Raw genomic sequence first — 17,673 nt, forward strand, 5'->3', positions numbered from 1 at the left:
GGCTCAGGGCACTCTTGGGTACGCCATGGATTTCGGTAGCCAGACATGCTTAGACGCCTTCTTCTTGCCCTCGCCAGTGCTTCTCTATTGCTCGTCAATGGGGCACATGCCGCAGAAAATCCCGACACCGGCCTGGTGTTGCTGACTGAAAATTTCCCCCCCTACAACATGGCGAAGAACGGCAAGAACTTCGCTCAGGACGAGAACATCAATGGCATCGCGGTGGACATCGTCCGCGAGATGTTTAAACGCGCCGAAGTCACCTACAGCCTGACGCTGCGTTTCCCTTGGGAGCGAATCTACAAGCTCGCCCTGGAGAAACCCGGTTACGGCGTATTTGTGATGGCACGGTTGCCGGACCGCGAGAACCTGTTCAAGTGGGTTGGCCCGATCGGGCCGGATGACTGGATCATGCTGGCCAAGGCCGATAGCAAGATCAGCCTTGAGTCGCTGGAGCAGGCGCGCAAATACAAGATCGGCGCCTACAAGGGCGATGCAATTGCCGAGACATTGGCGAAGCAGGGGCTGAAGCCGATTGTTGTGCTGCGTGATCAGGACAACGCGAAGAAGCTGGTCAATGGCCAGATTGATCTGTGGGCCACGGGTGATCCGGCCGGGCGCTATCTGGCGCGCCAGGACGGTGTGACCGGGCTCAAGACCGTGCTGCGATTTAACAGCGCCGAGCTGTATCTGGCATTGAACAAGGACGTGCCGGATGACGTCGTGGCCAAGCTGCAAGCCGCGCTGGATCAGCTACGCAAGGAAGGCGTGGTGGACGACATCATGGCGAAGTATCTGTAACCATCACTTCGATACAACCTGAGACGCAGCGGCCGGCGTCGCGCTCAAGTACACGGCACTTGTAAACACGTTATTCAACATCGCCCTTGTCAGCTGCAGTTCCCCTGAGGCGACGCCGATAATGCACAGTGCATGTGCGCCGCTTTGTGGCCCGATTTCACTATTGATGTAAGCATCTTCAGTGCTGATGGCGGCGCTGTAATTGTCGGAAGCTTTGCAGTCCCTGGCGTTATGGACCGTTTTGTAGCGATAGAAGGGCGCCTCGAGGGAGAACCTGAAGTCCCACGTAGGCAATACGATCTGCTCATCCGCGTTTTGCGTTCTATCAACGTATGACTTGAGCTTCCAGGGCTCCGTGACAGTCAGCTCGACCGGCTCCAACGAACAGTTCGCCCCATCGCTGGTGAAGACACCATCAATAAAGCAGTTGTTTAGAAAGTTGGCAGAGTAGCTGTAGTTGAAACGGGCGGCCTTGCAAGGCGTCGAGTGCTCACAATCGGGTGGCGCTGGGGTATTGCGCGAGACCCGACTTTACTGACGATGCCGGTGATTTCATTGGTGCGGCGGTTCAGCATCGGGCTACCGGAGCTGCCAGGGTGAAGGTCGCAGCTGTTTTTCATGGCCAAAGGGAACACCCCGGGGTGATCGATGAACGTTCCGGCGGTTTGTTCAGCGCAGGCACTCAATCGAAGCCCTTGTTCGGTAAAGCCGCTCGGCGCGCCAATGTTAAGGGCATCTTGACTCTCGTTGGTTTGATGGGACGCCAGCTTGAGCGGGTTGACCCCGGCCTGTATCAGCGACGCCAATGTTGCGTCGACTTCCAGTACTGCAAGATCGGTCCCGACCAGACTGCTCCATCGGGCAGTCCGGATGGCGTATTGGCGTTTACGCTGTGGCGTGTCATGAAAGTAGTGGAAGGTGACGCTGGCTTTCAAAGGCAGATGGGTCCGCGCCGAACCGTACTGAAACAACACGCAATGACCGCTGGTGAGCAGGTAAGCAGGGCCGGTGGCTCGGCCTTGCCTGTTTCGCGTATCCAGTAGAGCGGCGCTGCAGGTCTCGCCCGATTGGAGACTGAGTCGTCCCACGCCGCTCCAGATTTCATAAAAATGTTCGCTGTTTTGCAGTGCCCTTGACGGTGAGTCGTTGACGGCGCCTTCGCCCAAATCGCGGGCCTGCACGGCGGAAATAGCCAGCAGGCCAATCAGGCCGGCGAAGCAAAAGAAGCTGAGGTATTTCATGTCCATTCCTTGGGGATGAAATTCAGGGTGAGCGCTATCGTGGCACGCGGCGGTGTACCGGCAGGTATAAATAGTTATCGTGAAATGGAGTGGGCTGCGAGGAATTATCGAGCGGTCGGGAGGCGGTACTGGCCATCCTTGCCGTGCGCTGCCGTTGCACGATTGCCGCGCACGCTGATCATCTGTTTGATGTCGATCCAGTCAATGCCCTGAGCCTTGAGCTTGGGCAATTCACGTTCAAGCACCGCTAATGTCTGCGGATACGGATGCCCGATCATCACCGCAGAACCCTGCTTGCGCGCCAGGCTGATAGCCGTCTGTAGCTGAGTAAAAATCGCGGCTTCAGTGGGCTCGTCATCCAGGAACACATCCCGCGAAACGCTCGCCAGACCGATCTTCTGCGCCTCGGCGGCCGCCACGGTTTGCGCACTGGTGCGGCTGTCGACGAAGAACTTGTGCCGACGCTGCAAGTCCGCCATCAGCCAGGCCATGGCCGGTTGCTGAACGGTCATGCGGCTGCCCATGTGGTTGTTGATGCCAGCGGTGTAGGGCACGACCTTGAACGCCGCGTTCAGGCGCTTTTCGAGCTCTTCAATGGGCAGCTCGGGATGCCAGGCAAACGGGCCGGTGGCCGGGTCCATGGGCATGTGCAGGATGACAATCTTGCCGGCGCGATGGGCCTCGCGGGCGAATTCGGTGGCGTGGGGTGTGTCAGGCATGATCGCCGTGGTGACCGGGCCGGGCAGGGCCAGCACGCGGCGATCCCGGGGCAGGTTCTGCCCCAGGTCATCGATGATCAGAGTGATGTAGGCCTTTTGAGGAGCGGGCGTTGCGTGAGCAACACCCGCCAGACAACACAGCAGACCGAGGAGCAACCGCAGGCGCATCTCAGCGGCCGGAGGTGATGCTCAACCCTTTGAGCAGGCTCAGGGCCTGGGCCAATTGGTAGTCATCATCCTGCGGCATGGCCTTGGCTTTGCCACTGGAGCTGGTCGGTTTGTCGGCGCCGCCATTGCCGTTGCCCAGGTGACCTTGCAGATCGGCTTCCTTGAAGTACTCGCCGTCCTGCTCGTTGGTGATCTTGGCCTTGCGCACTTCGATGTCCGGAACAATGCCCTGAGCCTGGATCGAGCGACCGTTCGGCGTGTAATACAGCGCCGTGGTGATCTTCAGTGCGCGTTCGTTGTTCAGCGGCAGGACGGTTTGTACCGAGCCTTTACCGAAACTGGTGGTGCCCATGACCACCGCGCGTTTCTGATCCTGCAAGGCACCGGCGACAATTTCCGACGCCGAGGCGCTGCCGCCGTTGATCAGCGCGACCATTGGCACGGCTTCGCTTTCGTCTTTGCCGGTGGCGGAGAAGCGCAGTTCGGAGTTGGCAATACGGCCCTTGGTGTAAACGATCAGGCCCTTGGTGATGAAGTGGTCGACCACTTCCACCGCCGCTTGCAGCACGCCGCCCGGGTTGTTACGCAGGTCGAGGATGATGCCTTTGAGCTTCTTGCCGTTGTCCTTGCGCAGCTTGGCCAGGGCTTTAGAGACTTCGTCGCCGGTCTTGACCTGGAACTGGGTGATGCGGATGTAGCCGTAGCCGGACTCCAGCAGCTGGCTCTTCACGCTTTTCACTTGAATGATGGCGCGGGCCAGGGTCACGTCGAACGGTGTACCGCCGTCGCGCACCAGGGTCAGGGTGATTTTCTGGCCGATCTTGCCGCGCATCTTGTCCACGGCTTCGGTCATGCTCTGGCCGCGGGTCGGCTGGCCGTTGATCTTGACGATGAAGTCGCCGGCCTGAATGCCAGCCTTGGAAGCCGGGGTGTCATCGATCGGCGAAACCACCTTGATGAAACCGTCTTCGGCGCCCACTTCGATGCCCAGGCCGCCGAATTCGCCGCTGGTGCTTTCCTGCAATTCAGCGAAGTCTTCCGGGCCCAGGTAGGCAGAGTGCGGGTCGAGGTTGCTGAGCATGCCCTTGATGGCGTTTTCCAGCAGGGTCTTGTCGTCCACCGGTTCGACATAGGCAGCCTTGATCCGATCCATGACCTCGGCAAAGGTGCGCAACTCTTCCAGAGGCAACGGCGCCTTGGTGGTCGCAGCAGTGCCCGCAGGCGCGACAGCCGGGGCCGGTTGAGCGGCAAACGCCAGAGGCGCGCCGATCACCAGGGCGATCGTCAGGGCCAGCGAGGTAAGGCGGGACAAATGCAGCATGTCGAACGAACTCCTGAATTAGGTCGCGTGCTTATCCTTGCGCGCGACACCATTGCGCTGGATCACTCGGGTGACCCTGCTGACGAATAGCGAAATACAGCGCTGGTGTGTCCTGCCCGCCACTACTACCCACAGTGGAGATGGACTCACCGGCTTTAACCACATCACCCGCAGACTTGAGCAGCGTCTGGTTGTGACCATAAAGACTCAAAAAGCCGTTGCCGTGGTCGAGAATCACCAGCAGCCCGGCGCCTCGCAACCAGTCGGCAAACACCACGCGACCGCCATGCACGGCGTGCACCTGGCTGCCGGCGGAGGCGCTGATCATCACGCCGTCCCACTTGGTGCGGGCGTCGTCGCCACGGGTTTCGCCAAAGCGTGCCAGCAGTCGACCATCAACGGGCCACGGAAGTTTTCCCCGGCTTGAAGCAAAGGGGCCGCCAAAGGTCTCGCCTGAACTTGAAACCAATGCGCCGGGTGTCGATTTAACGGGTTTGCGTGGGGCATCAGTGGCGTCTGCATCTGCTGCAGCCTGAGCCTCACGTAAACGCTTTTTTTCGGCTTCCTGCTGGGCGATCAGCGCTTTTTGCCGCGCTTCTTCTGCCTCTCGGGCCTGACGGGCCAAGGTTTCTTCAATGGTTTTAAGGACTTTAGACAGGTCTGCCTGATCTTGCTCGCGGGCTGCCAGCTTCTGATCGCGGGCCTTCACGTCGTCGCTGAGCTTGGCCAGGACTTGCTGGCGCTCCTTGCGGACTTTGTCGAGTTCGTCACGCTGGCTGTCGAGGCTGCTTTTCTGCACCAGCAATTGCGCCTGTTGCATGGCGATGTCTTTTTCGACATTGGCCAGTTGGCGCAGGGTTTCGTTGAAATTTTTCAGCTGCTCCAGGCGGGCCTGGCTCAGGTAGTCGTAATAGGTGAGGGTGCGGGCGAATTTTTCCGGGTTCTGCTGGTTGAGCAGCAGCTTCAAGTACTCCTGACGGCCGTTTTGATAGGCCGCGCGGGCCTGAATGGCGATCAGTCGCTGCTGTTCAATGCGCGCGCTCTGGAGTTTTTTTTTCTCGGCATCGAGTCGCTGCAGCTCGGATTCGCTTTTCTTCAGCTCTTTTTGCAGGGCATCGACCTGCTTCTCGAGCTTGCCCATCTCGGTTTCGGTGCCTTTGAGGTCTTTTTGCACACCCGACTTTTCTTCCTGGAGCTTGCCCAGCAGCTTTTTCAGCTCGGCAATGTCCTGACGCGTGGCGTCCAACTGTTGTTGGGTTTGCGCGCGCTCGTCAGCAAAGGCCGGTTGGAGCAGGCAAGTCAGAGCAAGGGCTATCAGGACGCGAAGCATAGAGGCGGGCGACACCAGGGAAAGGGACAGCCTAGTATGCCCGCCAAGCGCTGCAAAAAAAACGCCCAATTGGGGCTGTGTGATAACTGGACCGGGTTGCGGAGAAAATTGTTCTATCAAACCACCCAAAACCAATGTGGGAGCGAGCCTGCTCGCGATGGCGTCCTAATATTCAACATCGATGTTGGCTATCAGATTGCTATCGCGAGCAGGCTCGCTCCCACAGGGTTTGGTGGTGTTTGGAAGGTTGAGTTACACCAGAATCGAGGTCCCGGTCATTTCTGCCGGTTTTTCCAGGCCCATCAACATCAGCATGGTCGGTGCCACATCCGCCAGCACGCCGCCGTCGCGAACCTTGAAGACACGCTTGCCGACATAGATGAACGGCACCGGTTCGGTGGTGTGGGCGGTATGCGCCTGGCCAGTGGATGCGTCGGACATCTGCTCGACATTGCCGTGGTCGGCAGTGATCAGCGCTTCGCCACCGACTTTTTCCAGGGCATCGACGATGCGGCCAACACACAGGTCGAGGCATTCAACGGCTTTGACGGCCGCGTCGAACACACCGCTGTGGCCGACCATGTCGCCGTTGGCGTAGTTGACTACGATCACGTCGTAACGCTGGTTTTCGATGGCATCGACGATGCGGTCGGTGACTTCCGGGGCGCTCATCTCTGGCTGCAAGTCATAAGTGGCGACTTTTGGCGACGGGATCAGGATGCGTTCTTCGCCCGGGAACGGTTCTTCACGGCCGCCGGAGAAGAAGAAGGTCACGTGAGCATACTTCTCGGTTTCGGCGATGCGCAGCTGGGTCTTGCCGTTTTTCGCCAGGTAGTCGCCCAGCACGTTGTCCAGGCTGCCCGCGGCGAAGGCCGATGGGGCGGGAATGCTGGCGGCGTACTGGGTCAGCATGACGAAGCCGGCCAGCTTCGGCTGGCGGGCACGTTCGAATTCCTTGAAATCGTCTTCGACGAATACGCGAGTCAGTTCACGGGCGCGGTCGGCGCGGAAGTTCATGAACACCACGGCGTCGCCATCTTCGACTTTCACCGGCTCGCCGATGGAGGTGGCTTTGACGAATTCGTCGCTTTCGCCACGTTCGTACGCGGCTTGCAGGCCTTCCTGAGCGGTGGCGGCGTTGAATTCGCCGTTGCCATCGACAATCAGGTTGTAAGCCTGGGACACGCGGTCCCAACGGTTGTCGCGGTCCATGGCGAAGTAACGGCCGACAATGCTGGCGATCCGGCCTTTGCCGAGGGCCTGGAAGGCCGCATCCAGCAGTTCGATGGACGATTGAGCGCTTTTCGGCGGCGTGTCGCGACCATCAAGGAAGGCGTGCAGATAGATTTTTTCGGCGCCGCGCTTGAAAGCCAGTTCAGCCATGGCAACCAGGTGATCCTGGTGGCTGTGAACGCCGCCATCGGACAGCAGGCCCATGAAGTGCACGGCTTTGCCGGCAGCGACGGCTTTATCGACAGCGGCGCAGATGGTCGGGTTCTCGAAGAACTCGCCGTCGCGGATCGATTTGGTCACGCGGGTGAAGTCCTGATACACCACGCGGCCGGCGCCGAGGTTCATGTGGCCGACTTCGGAGTTGCCCATCTGGCCATCCGGCAGGCCGACGTCCATGCCGCTGCCCGAGATCAGGCCGTTCGGCACGGTGGCCCACAGACGGTCCAGCACGGGCTTCTTCGCCGCAAAGACGGCGTTGGATTCAGGGCTCTCACTGTGACCGAAGCCGTCGAGAATAATCAGGACCAAAGGTTTAGGCGTGGTAGTCATGGATTCCACTCGTGGCTGAGTTAAAAGAGGGCGATGGAAAAGGGAGTGGCAGTTTAAAGCTAAGTTCCGACGGCGTCACCGCCGGACGGGGTTTGGCCCACCATAGTGGCTGTGTATACTGGCCGACATTTTAACGCCCTGGAACCTCCTTCGATGGTTGAACATCTGATTCAATTCGCCACCAACCACTACATTCTCGTGGGTATCTTCGTCGTACTGGCGGCCTTGCTGTTGGCCTATCAGATGCAAGGCGGCGGCCGCAGCCTGAGCACCGGTGAACTGACCGGGCTGGTCAACAAGGACGCGGGCGTTGTGATCGACATTCGTTCGACCAAGGACTTCGCCGCCGGTCACATTGTTGGCGCGGTGAACATTCCTCACGACAAACTGACCGCTCGCGTCGGCGAACTGGAAAAGCACAAGGCCAAGACCATCATCCTGGTCGACGCCATGGGCCAGACCGCCGGCACGCATGCCCGCGAACTGATGAAGTCCGGCTTCACCGCCGCCAAGCTCTCCGGCGGTATTTCCAGCTGGAAAGGCGACAACCTGCCTCTGGTGAAGTGATATGAGCAACGTCGTCGTCTATTCCAGCGATTACTGCCCTTACTGTTCGCGAGCCAAGTACCTGCTCGAGAACAAAGGCGTGGCCTTCGAAGAGATCAAGGTCGATGGCAAGCCGCAGGTGCGTGCCGCCATGGCTCAGAAGGCCGGACGTACGTCCGTGCCGCAGATCTGGATCGGCAGCACCCACGTGGGTGGTTGTGATGATTTGTTCGCCCTTGAGCGCGCCGGCAAGCTCGACGCGATGCTCAAGGCCTGAATGCCTTCCCTATAAGACCCCAAGATCAGAAAGGATCTGAGATGACTGACCAACAGAACACTGCAGCTAGCGAAGAAGAAACCGCACCGCAATTCTCCTTGCAGCGCATCTATGTACGTGACTTGTCCTTCGAAGCCCCGAAAAGCCCGGCCATTTTCCGCCAGCAGTGGGAACCGAGCGTCGGTCTGGATCTGAACACCCGTCAAAAGGCTCTGGAAGGCGACTTCCACGAAGTCGTACTGACCCTGTCGGTTACCGTGAAGAACGGTGAAAACGGCGAAGTGGCGTTCATTGCTGAAGTGCAACAGGCCGGGATCTTCCTGATCAAGAACCTCGACGACGCTTCGATGAGCCACACCCTCGGCGCGTTCTGCCCGAACATCCTGTTCCCGTACGCTCGCGAAACCCTGGACAGCCTGGTCACCCGTGGTTCGTTCCCGGCCCTGATGCTGGCCCCGGTGAACTTCGACGCGCTGTACGCACAAGAGCTGCAACGCATGCAGGCGGCTGGCGAAACCCCAACCGTTCAATAAGCGGTTTTAAGCACCAAAGCAATTTCAATGTGGGAGCGAGCCTGCTCGCGAATAGGGAGTGTCAGATGACATCAATGTCGTCTGACTCACCGCTTTCGCGAGCAGGCTCGCTCCCACATTTGTTATGCGGTGTTATTTAAAGCCCAGCTGGCGCCAGCCTTCGTACACGGCAACCGCCACGGTGTTCGACAGGTTCAGGCTGCGGCAGCCTTCACGCATCGGCAGGCGCAGGCGCTGTTCGCCGGGCAGGGCATCGAGTACTTCGGCCGGCAAACCACGGCTTTCCGGGCCGAACAGGAACGCATCGCCCTCGGCGAAGCTGGCATCGTGGAACGGCCGCGAGCCCTTGGTGGTGAAGGCGAACAGCCGAGGATGACCGAGGCTTTCCAGACAGCTGGCGAGGTCTGCGTGGCGTTGCAGGGTGGCATACTCGTGGTAATCGAGGCCGGCCCGGCGCAGACGCTTGTCGTCCATCTCGAAGCCCAGCGGTTCGATCAAATGCAGGTGGCAGCCACTGTTGGCGCACAGCCTGATAACGTTGCCGGTATTCGGCGGAATTTCTGGTTGGAAAAGGATGACGTGAAACATGCACGGCTCCGAAGGTAAAGATGAGCGGCATTCTACGCCGCCCGTGGACAACCGTTCGAAACTATTCCCGCGAGTGATGGCTTCGCTGGCGATTGTCGGGGTGATGGTGGGGCTGATGATCGGTCGCCTGACCACGCCCGACCCCAGTGAATTGCAGCAGGTCGAGGTGACGAACGACGGGTTGGTCGTGTGGTTCAACAACGAACCCAAGGCTCACGGTGAGTTCGTCGACGGTAGCCTCGCGTTGCTGTTTGAGGCTGAAGGCAAGGCACAGAAAGGTCAGCTCAAGCTCAACGACAAGAACGTGAACTGGCGGGTGCGTTTGAGTGATGGGGGGTTGTTGCTGACGGTGGTGGCTGCCCGGCCACTGCAGGGCGAGTGGGCCGGTAGTGAGGTCGATGACCGCTGGCGGCTGGAGATCCATCTCCGAGAGCAATAAAAGAGGGAATCCCCGGCCTGCCTGTACCAAGGTTCCCAAAACGGCAGGGCTCGCGCATTGCGTCGTGAGCCCGGTGTAAAGAAGGAACCCCTGACCTGCCTGTATCAAGGGCCCCAAAACTGCTTGGGCTCGTCGCTTGTGCGGTGTGAGCCCGATGTAAAGAGGGGAATCCCCGGCCTGCCTGTACCAAGGTCCCCGAAACCGGGTAGTGAACTGAATCACTGAATGGACTATTGCAGGGGGCGTGCCAGGTTTTAACAAGTTGAAACAGAATGTCGCGCTGAAACGTCGAAAGGCCCGTATTCCGGGGCTTTCGTGTTTTCTCGATAGGGGTTCGATTGCGAACGCAGACGGGGTTTTGGATCTGTTGCCGTGCGCGATTGCGGTTCACGGTGCATTACCACGGTGCGTGGTGGCCCTAAAAACATCGCGAGCAAGCTCGCTCCCACAGGGTTCAGTGGTGATCACAAAATTGTGAAGCACCCAAAATCCACTGTGGGAGCGAGCCTGCTCGCGATTGGATCTAACGGTCAGCGAAGAGCTTAAGGCTGCTTATCCTTCTTCCCCTTCATCATCATCCCCACCATCAACCTTCATCCCCAATTCCTTGATTTTGCGCGTCAGGGTATTACGCCCCCAACCCAACAAAACCGCAGCATCGCGGCGGCGGCCGGCGGTGTGTTTGAGGGCGGTTTCGATCATGATCCGTTCGAACGCCGGTACAGCGCTGTCCAGCAGGCTCGACTGACCGCGAGCCAACGCCTGATCAGCCCACTGGCGCAGCGCTTGCTCCCAGTTGGTCACCGGCGCCGAGTCCTGCGGAAGGTTCAGCAGCTCCGGCGGCAGGTCGCTGATATGCACTTCGCGACCCGAAGCCATCACCGTGATCCAGCGGCAGGTGTTCTCCAGCTGACGGACGTTGCCGCCCCACGGCAGGTTCTTCAGGTATTCCTCGGTTTCGCTTTTCAGCAGCTTCGGCTCCACCGCCAGTTCTTGCGCGGCGCGGCTGAGGAAATGCTTGGCCAGCGTCGGGATGTCTTCGCGACGGTCCGACAGCCGTGGAATGTGGATGCGGATCACGTTGAGGCGGTGGAACAAGTCCTCACGGAATTTCCCGGCGTGCACCAGGGTTTCCAGATTCTGGTGAGTCGCGGCGATGATTCGCACATCGACCTTCACCGGCACATGGCCGCCAACGCGATAGAACTCGCCGTCCGCCAACACCCGCAGCAAACGAGTCTGGGTGTCTGCCGGCATGTCGCCGATTTCATCGAGGAACAGCGTGCCGCCGTCAGCCTGCTCAAAGCGCCCGCGACGCAGGTTGGCCGCGCCGGTGAACGCGCCTTTTTCATGGCCGAACAGCTCGGATTCCATCAGGTCTTTCGGGATCGCCGCCATGTTCAGCGCAATGAACGGCGAAGCCGCGCGAGGGCTGTGACGGTGTAGCGCGTGCGCCACCAGCTCTTTACCGGTACCGGATTCACCGTTGATCAGCACAGTGATGTTGGAGTGGCTCAAGCGCCCGATGGCGCGAAACACTTCCTGCATCGCCGGTGCTTCACCGATGATTTCCGGGGTGCGGGTCAAGGCGACCGGGACTTCCAGGCCTTGTTGTTCCTGAGCGTGCTGGTTCGCGCGTTTGACCAGCGACACCGCTTCGTCGACGTCGAACGGTTTTGGCAGGTATTCAAACGCGCCGCCCTGATAGGACGCGACAGCGCTGTCCAGATCGGAGTGAGCGGTCATGATGATGACCGGCAGCCGTGGGTGTTGTTCGCGAATCCGCGCCAGAAGGTCCAGACCGCTGGCACCCGGCATGCGAATGTCGGAGATGATCACGTCCGGCTGCTGGCGCGCCAGGCGGCTCATCACGCCATCGGCGCTGTCGAAGCTTTGCGTGGTCATGCCTTCTTGCTGCAAGGCTTTTTCCAGGACCCAACGGATAGAACGGTCGTCATCGACGATCCACACGGTTTCACTACGGCTCATGTCGATGTGGCTCCTTGTTCCAGTGGCAGAAAGATCGAGAAGGTGGTGTGGCCTGGATGGCTGTCACATTCGATCAGGCCCTGGTGCTGGCTGATGATGTTCTGGGTTATGGCCAGGCCCAGCCCGGTACCGTCCGGGCGGCCGCTGACCATGGGAAAGAAGATGGTTTCCTGCAACTCCGCGGGAATGCCCGGGCCGTTGTCGATGATTTCGATCTTGGTCACCAGGCGATGGCGCACGTGGCCGATGGTGAACTGGCGCATGGCGCGGGTGCGCAGGCTGATGCGGCCAAGGCGCAGCTCGTTCTGGCTGCTGATGGCCTGCATCGCATTGCGCACGATGTTCAGCACGGCCTGAATCATTTGTTCGCGGTCGATCAATACGTCGGGAATGCTCGGGTCGTAGTCGCGCACCAAAGTGATGCAACCCTGGCTTTCGGCCTCCACCAGATGACAAACGCGTTCCAGAACTTCGTGGACGTTGCACATCGCCAGTGACGGCAGCTTATTGGAACCGAGCATGCGATCGACCAGATTGCGCAGGCGATCGGCCTCTTCAATGATCACGTTGGTGTAGTCGCGCAGGCTTTCTTCCGGCAGCTCGCGGGCAAGCAATTGCGCCGCGCCGCGAATCCCGCCGAGAGGATTCTTGATTTCGTGAGCGAGGCCGCGCACCAGCATCTTGCTGGTTTCCTGCTTCGACAGCTGCGCCTCTTCCTTGGTGATCCGCAGCAAGCGGTCACGGGGGTGGACTTCCAGCAGCAGCATCGTGGCGCCGTTGGCCAGGATGGGCGTTACCGCGTAGTCGACGGTCAGCGCCTGGCCGGTGAGGGCGGTGAGCATCGCCTCGCGCTTGGTGAACGGGTGCGCCTGCTGGACCGCTTGGCGCAGGGAGTTCAGCGCCTCAGCGGATTCGGTGAACAACTCGCTGATGAACTGCCCATGGCTACGCTGACCGCTGATGGCCAGGAGCATCTCCGCTGCCGGGTTCATGTACTCAAGGCGCAGTTCGGCGTCGAGCAGAATGGTGGCGGTGGTCAGGTTGTCGAGTAGCAATCGATGCAGTGCGTCGCTAATGGTCATCAGGACCTCTTTTGGAGCAGGGCGCGCGCATGAATAAAGCGCTGATACGAGGAAAATGCAAAAACCAAACCAAGGCTCCGAAAAGAAGCGTTTAAGGCCTGAAACGGGCGTTTGACGCTCGTTTGCGTGGCGTTCTGCCAGCTTTGACGGGTACTTTCGAACCAAAATGGGTTGGAATGTGAGTACGGTGCAACCAATTGCACCAATATAGTGCGCAAACCTGAACGGCGTTAGAAGAAGCGCAGGAAGGGATTTTTTTCTTCTACGGGTTTGTCTTTGAGCGGGCACTCCGGCCGTTGGCCGTAGTCGGCAGGGGCGCAGGGTTTGACCTGACGCTTCTGCGCGAGGGAGATGCGCAGCATGTGGAACGGCTGGTTGGCTGTGCGCTCGACCGTGCGGCCCTGCTCGTCGAGGATTTCCACGGAGAGGTTATGGCTGCCACGATCGATGTTGCTCAGGGCAAATACTGGGCTCAGGCCGGGTGCTGCGGTGGGTTGGCCGTCGAGCAACAGTTGGTAGCGATGGCCTCGCTGCAGGCCGGGTTCGCTGGTGACGCTGACGATAATCTCGCCAGCACTGCTGCGCACCGTGGCGTCTGGCTCCGGCACCAGGACTCTCAGCAGGTCGTAGTGGAACAGTGGTTTTGTTTCGGTCTTCTTTCCAGTTATTACCGGTGCTGCGCCGCCAGGGTTGGCGGACATGCGGTTACTCGGCGCCATAGGCACGCGCTTGGCGTTGCCGGAGCCTGGCTGGTCGGTGTAGACCCGATTACCCTGGGCGTCGACGTAGGTGAACACCTCGGCCGTCACCGGCAGGGCGATCAAGCATGCGATCAGCAACCACAGCCTCACGGCTTATGCACCCGTTGCACGGTGAACGTCACGGTAGGGCTTTGCTGGACGATGTTCTCTCCATCGATCACCTGCACCGCGAGGCTGTGTTCGCCGCGATCGACGTTCACCAGTTGCAGGATCGGCACGTTGCTCGGCTGGCCGTAAGGTTGATCGTCCAGCAACAGCCTGAGCAGATGAGGGCCTTGCAGGCGGGGTTTGATCAACACGTTGACGGTGAAGGTGCCGTTGTTGGCACGCAGCGCTTCGGTAGTGGGTAAGTTGGTCAACTCCAGCACCTCGTAAGCGCTGCGCGGCTGTTCGCGGCTGGTGGCTTCGACAGGTGGTGCAGAAGGGGCTTGAGGCTCAACCCTGTTAAGCGGTGGCAACTCGACTGGCTGAGCCTTCACGCCATCGGGCGGTTGATTGCTGTAGGCGGTGTTGCCGTCGGCGTCGGTGTACTTATAGATCTGCGCTGCGACGGGCAGGGCGATCAACAGCAACATCAGTAGAAAACCACGACCCATAAAATTGACCGGAAGCGAAGGCGTTGGGTTGCAGCATAGGTCAGGGGCGCCGGTTAGCCCAAGTGGTTAACATTTGGGCATGGTTTACCAAATCTCCCAAACACCGCATAACCCCTGTGGGAGCGAGCCTGCTCGCGATGGCGGCGGATCATCCAGCATCAATGTTGAATGAACGAATGCTATCGCGAGCAGGCTCGCTCCCACAGGGGACGTCGTCGGCCGTTGAATCGCGCCCACAAAAAAGGCCTCCCGAAGGAGGCCTCTTTTTTGTCACGCCGCTTGCGCAGGCGCTACTGGATTAGCAGCTGTAGTACAGCTCGTATTCCAGTGGGTGTACGAAGGTACGTACTTTGATTTCTTCTTCGCTTTTCAGAGCGATGTAAGCGTCGATGAAGTCGTCGCTGAAAACGCCGCCTTTGGTCAGGAACGCACGACCTTTGTCCAGCTCTTCCAGGGCTTCTTTCAGGCTGCCGCAAACTTGTGGGATCTCTTTCGCCTCTTCAGGCGGCAGGTCATACAGGTTTTTGTCAGCAGCGTCGCCAGGGTGGATCTTGTTCTGGATACCGTCCAGGCCGGCCATTACCAGGGCAGCGAAGGCCAGGTACGGGTTAGCTGCTGGATCCGGGAAGCGAGCTTCGATACGGCGAGCGCGAGGGCTGGACACGTAAGGAATACGGATCGAAGCGGAACGGTTGCGAGCCGAGTAGGCCAGCATTACTGGGGCTTCGAAACCTGGGACCAGACGCTTGTAGGAGTTGGTCGACGGGTTGGTGAAGCCGTTCAGCGCTTTACCGTGCTTGATGATGCCGCCGATGAAGTACAGAGCGGTGTCGGACAGGCCGGCATAGCCTTCGCCAGCGAAGGTGTTCTTGCCATCTTTGGCGATAGACAGGTGAACGTGCATACCCGAACCGTTGTCGCCGTACAGAGGCTTAGGCATGAAGGTCGCGGTGCGGCCGTATGCATCAGCAACGTTGTGTACGCAGTACTTCAGGGTTTGAACTTCGTCAGCCTTGGCAACCAGGGTGTTGAACTTCACGCCGATTTCGTTCTGGCCAGCAGTTGCCACTTCGTGGTGGTGAACTTCGATGACCAGGCCCATTTCTTCCATGGCGTTGCACATGGAGGTACGGATTTCGTGGTCGTGGTCGAACGGCGGAACCGGGAAGTAGCCGCCTTTGACGCCTGGACGGTGGCCTTTGTTGCCGCCTTCCACGTCCTGGTCGGACATCCACGAACCTTGTTCGGAGTAGATCTTGAACATCGAGCCGGAGATATCGGACTTGAACTTCACTTCGTCGAAGATGAAGAATTCAGGCTCTGGACCAACAAATACGGTGTCGCCGATACCGGTCGACTTCAGGTATTCCTCGGCACGCTTGGCGATCGCACGTGGGTCACGGTCGTAGCCTTGCATGGTCGAAGGCTCGATCACGTCGCAAACCAGGATCAGGGTTGGCTCTTCGGTGAACGGGTCGAGAACGGCAGTGCTGTCGTCCGGCATCAGGATCATGTCGGAGGCTTCGATGCCTTTCCAGCCAGCGATGGAGGAACCGTCGAACATTTTGCCTTCTTCGAAGAAAGCTTCATCCAGCGCGTCGCGAGCCGGCATGGTCACGTGGTGCTGAGTGCCTTTGGTGTCAGTGAAGCGCAGATCAATCCACTTGACGTCATGATCTTTGATGAGTTGAACCGACTTCGACATAGTGTCCTCCGGGTGGCTTCGGGCTTAGTAGTGGATGCCCTTAGAATGTGGGTGATGCCGGCGCGAATACTCTGCCAAGGCAACCTGCCTCACAAGGGAGCAAATTGCATGCCAGTGCCCCACCATGGGTTTTTTGCCCCAATTTCACGCTTATAAAGGTGCAAAGCGCAGCAAAGCTGGAAATAGCGCCCCGTAATGTAGCGTCAAATTCAACAAATGACCTGTTTTGGTGCGCGCAAAACCTTCTGCACATTAACTGGTTAAACCTTGAGCAATTTCCGCTATAATCCGCGCCCCCCTTTTTCGGCTGGCCCAGCGCGCGCTGTTTTCATGAAACTAATCGTAAAAGTCTTTCCCGAGATCACCATCAAGAGCCGCCCGGTACGGATGCGTTTCATCCGCCAGTTGGCCAAAAACATCCGTACCGTGCTCCGCGACCTGGACCCGGCTGTGGTGGTGAACGGTGTGTGGGACAATCTCGAGCTGGAAACCCGCGTCAGCGAGCCCAAAGCCCTGAAGGAGATGACCGAGCGCCTGAGCTGCATGCCGGGCATCGCGCATTTCCTGCAAGTCGACGAATACCCGTTGGGTGACTTCGACGACATCGTCGCCAAGTGCAAGCAGCACTTCGGTGATGCGTTGGCCGGGAAGATTTTTTCGGTGCGCTGCAAGCGTGCCGGCAAGCACGAATTCAGTTCGATGGACGTCGAGAAATACGTCGGCAGCCAACTGCGACGTCAGTGCGGCGCCGCCGGAATCTCGCTGAAAGAGCCGGAAATCGAAGTACGCCTCGAAATTCGCGACAAACGGTTGTTCGTGATCCACAACCAGCACAACAGCATCGGCGGTTATCCGCTGGGTGCCCTGGAACAGACGCTTGTGCTGATGTCCGGCGGCTTCGATTCCACTGTTGCTGCTTACCAGATCATGCGCCGCGGGCTGATGAGCCATTTCTGCTTCTTCAATCTGGGCGGACGAGCCCATGAACTGGGCGTTATGGAAGTCGCGCATTTCATCTGGAAGAAGTACGGCAGCTCCCAACGCGTGTTATTTGTCAGTGTGCCGTTTGAGGAAGTACTGGGAGAAATTCTCGGGAAAGTCGATAACAGTCATATGGGCGTAGTTTTGAAGCGTATGATGTTGCGCGCTGCTTCCCGTATTGCCGATCGGCTGGAGATCGATGCGCTGGTCACCGGCGAAGCGATTTCCCAGGTGTCGAGCCAGACGCTGCCGAACCTGTCCGTGATCGACTGCGTGACCGACAAGCTGGTCTTGCGTCCGCTGATCGCCAGTCACAAGCAGGACATCATCGACCTGGCCAACGAAATCGGCACTGCCGACTTCGCCAAGCACATGCCGGAATACTGCGGGGTCATCTCGGTGAACCCCAAGACCCACGCCAAGCGTCCACGCGTGGAGTACGAAGAACAACAGTTCGACATGGCAGTACTTGAGCGTGCGCTCGAGAACGCCAAACTGGTGCCGATCGATCGCGTGATCGACGAATTGGGCCAGGACTTGCAGATCGAAGAAGTCAGCGAAGCGCTGGCTGGTCAGATCGTCATCGATATCCGTCATCCGGATGCCGCTGAAGATGACCCGCTGGGCCTCGTTGGCATTGAGGTACAAACGATGCCGTTTTATGCATTGAACGCTCGTTTCAAGGAACTGGACCCTACTCGCCAGTACCTGCTGTATTGCGACAAAGGCGTGATGAGTCGCCTGCATGCCCACCATTTGCTCAGTGAGGGGCATGCCAATGTGCGCGTTTATCGACCGAGCTAAGTGCCCGGGG

General features: G+C 59.1%; 17 protein-coding genes. 6 read left to right on the forward strand and 11 right to left on the reverse strand.

Going from position 1 to position 17,673, the window contains the following annotated elements; genetic code table 11:
* Positions 1-45: 45 nt before the first annotated feature.
* Entirely contained in the window at positions 46-801 is a 756-nt protein-coding gene (locus tag AC3IUE_RS01670; protein WP_462000490.1) for a substrate-binding periplasmic protein, read from the forward strand.
* Positions 802-1,232: 431 nt separating this feature from the next.
* Here AC3IUE_RS01670 and AC3IUE_RS01675 read toward each other — a convergent pair whose 3' ends face one another.
* The 5 genes from AC3IUE_RS01675 to gpmI form a co-directional block, all read right to left on the reverse strand.
* Positions 1,233-2,042 (reverse strand): trypsin-like serine peptidase, encoded by an 810-nt coding sequence (locus AC3IUE_RS01675; protein ID WP_489265203.1) that lies wholly within the window; start codon positions 2,040-2,042, stop codon positions 1,233-1,235.
* 104 nt (positions 2,043-2,146) lie between these two features.
* Positions 2,147-2,929, reverse strand: a complete 783-nt coding sequence (locus AC3IUE_RS01680) for a divergent polysaccharide deacetylase family protein (RefSeq protein ID WP_489265205.1) — start codon at positions 2,927-2,929, stop codon at positions 2,147-2,149.
* Between the two features lies 1 nt (position 2,930).
* Entirely contained in the window at positions 2,931-4,250 is a 1,320-nt protein-coding gene (locus tag AC3IUE_RS01685) for a S41 family peptidase (protein ID WP_056745477.1), read from the reverse strand.
* 31 nt (positions 4,251-4,281) lie between these two features.
* A complete protein-coding gene (locus AC3IUE_RS01690; protein WP_056745475.1) occupies positions 4,282-5,580 on the reverse strand; it encodes a murein hydrolase activator EnvC family protein in 1,299 nt (432 codons plus the stop codon).
* A gap of 252 nt (positions 5,581-5,832) precedes the next feature.
* Positions 5,833-7,362, reverse strand: a complete 1,530-nt coding sequence (gene gpmI, locus AC3IUE_RS01695; protein ID WP_489265207.1) for a 2,3-bisphosphoglycerate-independent phosphoglycerate mutase — start codon at positions 7,360-7,362, stop codon at positions 5,833-5,835.
* 153 nt (positions 7,363-7,515) lie between these two features.
* Between gpmI and AC3IUE_RS01700 the strand changes: the two genes are divergently transcribed.
* From AC3IUE_RS01700 to secB, 3 genes are read left to right on the forward strand one after another with little or no spacing between them, the layout of a single operon-like run.
* Positions 7,516-7,929, forward strand: a complete 414-nt coding sequence (locus AC3IUE_RS01700) for a rhodanese-like domain-containing protein (RefSeq protein ID WP_033058272.1) — start codon at positions 7,516-7,518, stop codon at positions 7,927-7,929.
* 1 nt (position 7,930) lies between these two features.
* Positions 7,931-8,185, forward strand: a complete 255-nt coding sequence (gene grxC / locus AC3IUE_RS01705; RefSeq protein ID WP_008149430.1) for a glutaredoxin 3 — start codon at positions 7,931-7,933, stop codon at positions 8,183-8,185.
* 41 nt (positions 8,186-8,226) lie between these two features.
* Entirely contained in the window at positions 8,227-8,718 is a 492-nt protein-coding gene (gene secB / locus AC3IUE_RS01710) for a protein-export chaperone SecB (protein WP_027922165.1), read from the forward strand.
* 132 nt (positions 8,719-8,850) lie between these two features.
* Here secB and AC3IUE_RS01715 read toward each other — a convergent pair whose 3' ends face one another.
* The gene (locus tag AC3IUE_RS01715; RefSeq protein ID WP_007949025.1) at positions 8,851-9,306 is read right to left on the reverse strand and encodes a tRNA (cytidine(34)-2'-O)-methyltransferase; all 456 of its coding nucleotides are present in this window, start codon (positions 9,304-9,306) and stop codon (positions 8,851-8,853) included.
* On the opposite strand from AC3IUE_RS01715, the gene AC3IUE_RS01720 reads away from it, so the two are divergent.
* Positions 9,305-9,745 carry a hypothetical protein gene (locus tag AC3IUE_RS01720; protein ID WP_095127554.1) on the forward strand — a complete coding sequence of 147 codons (441 nt, stop codon included), beginning with the start codon at positions 9,305-9,307 and terminating at the stop codon, positions 9,743-9,745. The genes AC3IUE_RS01715 and AC3IUE_RS01720 overlap by 2 nt on opposite strands.
* A gap of 552 nt (positions 9,746-10,297) precedes the next feature.
* On the opposite strand, the gene ntrC is transcribed toward AC3IUE_RS01720, so the two are convergent.
* The 5 genes from ntrC to glnA all read right to left on the reverse strand — a co-directional run bounded on the left by ntrC (position 10,298) and on the right by glnA (position 15,878).
* Complete coding sequence (gene ntrC / locus AC3IUE_RS01725) at positions 10,298-11,734, reverse strand: nitrogen regulation protein NR(I) (protein ID WP_046052178.1); 1,437 nt, start codon at positions 11,732-11,734, stop codon at positions 10,298-10,300.
* Positions 11,731-12,816: a nitrogen regulation protein NR(II) gene (glnL, locus tag AC3IUE_RS01730; protein WP_489265210.1), complete on the reverse strand. Its 1,086-nt coding sequence runs from the start codon at positions 12,814-12,816 to the stop codon at positions 11,731-11,733. The genes ntrC and glnL overlap by 4 nt, the downstream gene beginning before the upstream one ends.
* Positions 12,817-13,046: 230 nt before the next feature.
* Complete coding sequence (locus AC3IUE_RS01735; protein WP_489265212.1) at positions 13,047-13,667, reverse strand: DUF4124 domain-containing protein; 621 nt, start codon at positions 13,665-13,667, stop codon at positions 13,047-13,049.
* Entirely contained in the window at positions 13,664-14,173 is a 510-nt protein-coding gene (locus tag AC3IUE_RS01740; protein WP_489265214.1) for a DUF4124 domain-containing protein, read from the reverse strand. Before AC3IUE_RS01740 ends, AC3IUE_RS01735 begins: the two co-directional genes overlap by 4 nt.
* Positions 14,174-14,471: 298 nt before the next feature.
* Positions 14,472-15,878: a glutamate--ammonia ligase gene (gene glnA, locus AC3IUE_RS01745; protein WP_046045568.1), complete on the reverse strand. Its 1,407-nt coding sequence runs from the start codon at positions 15,876-15,878 to the stop codon at positions 14,472-14,474.
* A gap of 330 nt (positions 15,879-16,208) precedes the next feature.
* Between glnA and thiI the strand changes: the two genes are divergently transcribed.
* A complete protein-coding gene (gene thiI / locus AC3IUE_RS01750; RefSeq protein WP_489265216.1) occupies positions 16,209-17,663 on the forward strand; it encodes a tRNA uracil 4-sulfurtransferase ThiI in 1,455 nt (484 codons plus the stop codon).
* The last annotated feature ends 10 nt before the right edge of the window (positions 17,664-17,673 follow it).

The organism is Pseudomonas sp. GL_093 (assembly GCF_057837605.1).

What these genes read in the sequence shown, in the direction of transcription:
- AC3IUE_RS01670 (WP_462000490.1), top strand. Translation starts at nt 46, where the DNA reads ATGCTTAGACGCCTTCTTCTTGCCCTCGCCAGTGCTTCTCTATTGCTC.
- AC3IUE_RS01675 (WP_489265203.1), bottom strand. Translation starts at nt 2,042, where the DNA reads ATGAAATACCTCAGCTTCTTTTGCTTCGCCGGCCTGATTGGCCTGCTG.
- AC3IUE_RS01680 (WP_489265205.1), bottom strand. Translation starts at nt 2,929, where the DNA reads ATGCGCCTGCGGTTGCTCCTCGGTCTGCTGTGTTGTCTGGCGGGTGTT.
- AC3IUE_RS01685 (WP_056745477.1), bottom strand. Translation starts at nt 4,250, where the DNA reads ATGCTGCATTTGTCCCGCCTTACCTCGCTGGCCCTGACGATCGCCCTG.
- AC3IUE_RS01690 (WP_056745475.1), bottom strand. Translation starts at nt 5,580, where the DNA reads ATGCTTCGCGTCCTGATAGCCCTTGCTCTGACTTGCCTGCTCCAACCG.
- gpmI (WP_489265207.1), bottom strand. Translation starts at nt 7,362, where the DNA reads ATGACTACCACGCCTAAACCTTTGGTCCTGATTATTCTCGACGGCTTC.
- AC3IUE_RS01700 (WP_033058272.1), top strand. Translation starts at nt 7,516, where the DNA reads ATGGTTGAACATCTGATTCAATTCGCCACCAACCACTACATTCTCGTG.
- grxC (WP_008149430.1), top strand. Translation starts at nt 7,931, where the DNA reads ATGAGCAACGTCGTCGTCTATTCCAGCGATTACTGCCCTTACTGTTCG.
- secB (WP_027922165.1), top strand. Translation starts at nt 8,227, where the DNA reads ATGACTGACCAACAGAACACTGCAGCTAGCGAAGAAGAAACCGCACCG.
- AC3IUE_RS01720 (WP_095127554.1), top strand. Translation starts at nt 9,305, where the DNA reads ATGCACGGCTCCGAAGGTAAAGATGAGCGGCATTCTACGCCGCCCGTG.
- AC3IUE_RS01715 (WP_007949025.1), bottom strand. Translation starts at nt 9,306, where the DNA reads ATGTTTCACGTCATCCTTTTCCAACCAGAAATTCCGCCGAATACCGGC.
- ntrC (WP_046052178.1), bottom strand. Translation starts at nt 11,734, where the DNA reads ATGAGCCGTAGTGAAACCGTGTGGATCGTCGATGACGACCGTTCTATC.
- glnL (WP_489265210.1), bottom strand. Translation starts at nt 12,816, where the DNA reads ATGACCATTAGCGACGCACTGCATCGATTGCTACTCGACAACCTGACC.
- AC3IUE_RS01740 (WP_489265214.1), bottom strand. Translation starts at nt 14,173, where the DNA reads ATGGGTCGTGGTTTTCTACTGATGTTGCTGTTGATCGCCCTGCCCGTC.
- glnA (WP_046045568.1), bottom strand. Translation starts at nt 15,878, where the DNA reads ATGTCGAAGTCGGTTCAACTCATCAAAGATCATGACGTCAAGTGGATT.
- thiI (WP_489265216.1), top strand. Translation starts at nt 16,209, where the DNA reads ATGAAACTAATCGTAAAAGTCTTTCCCGAGATCACCATCAAGAGCCGC.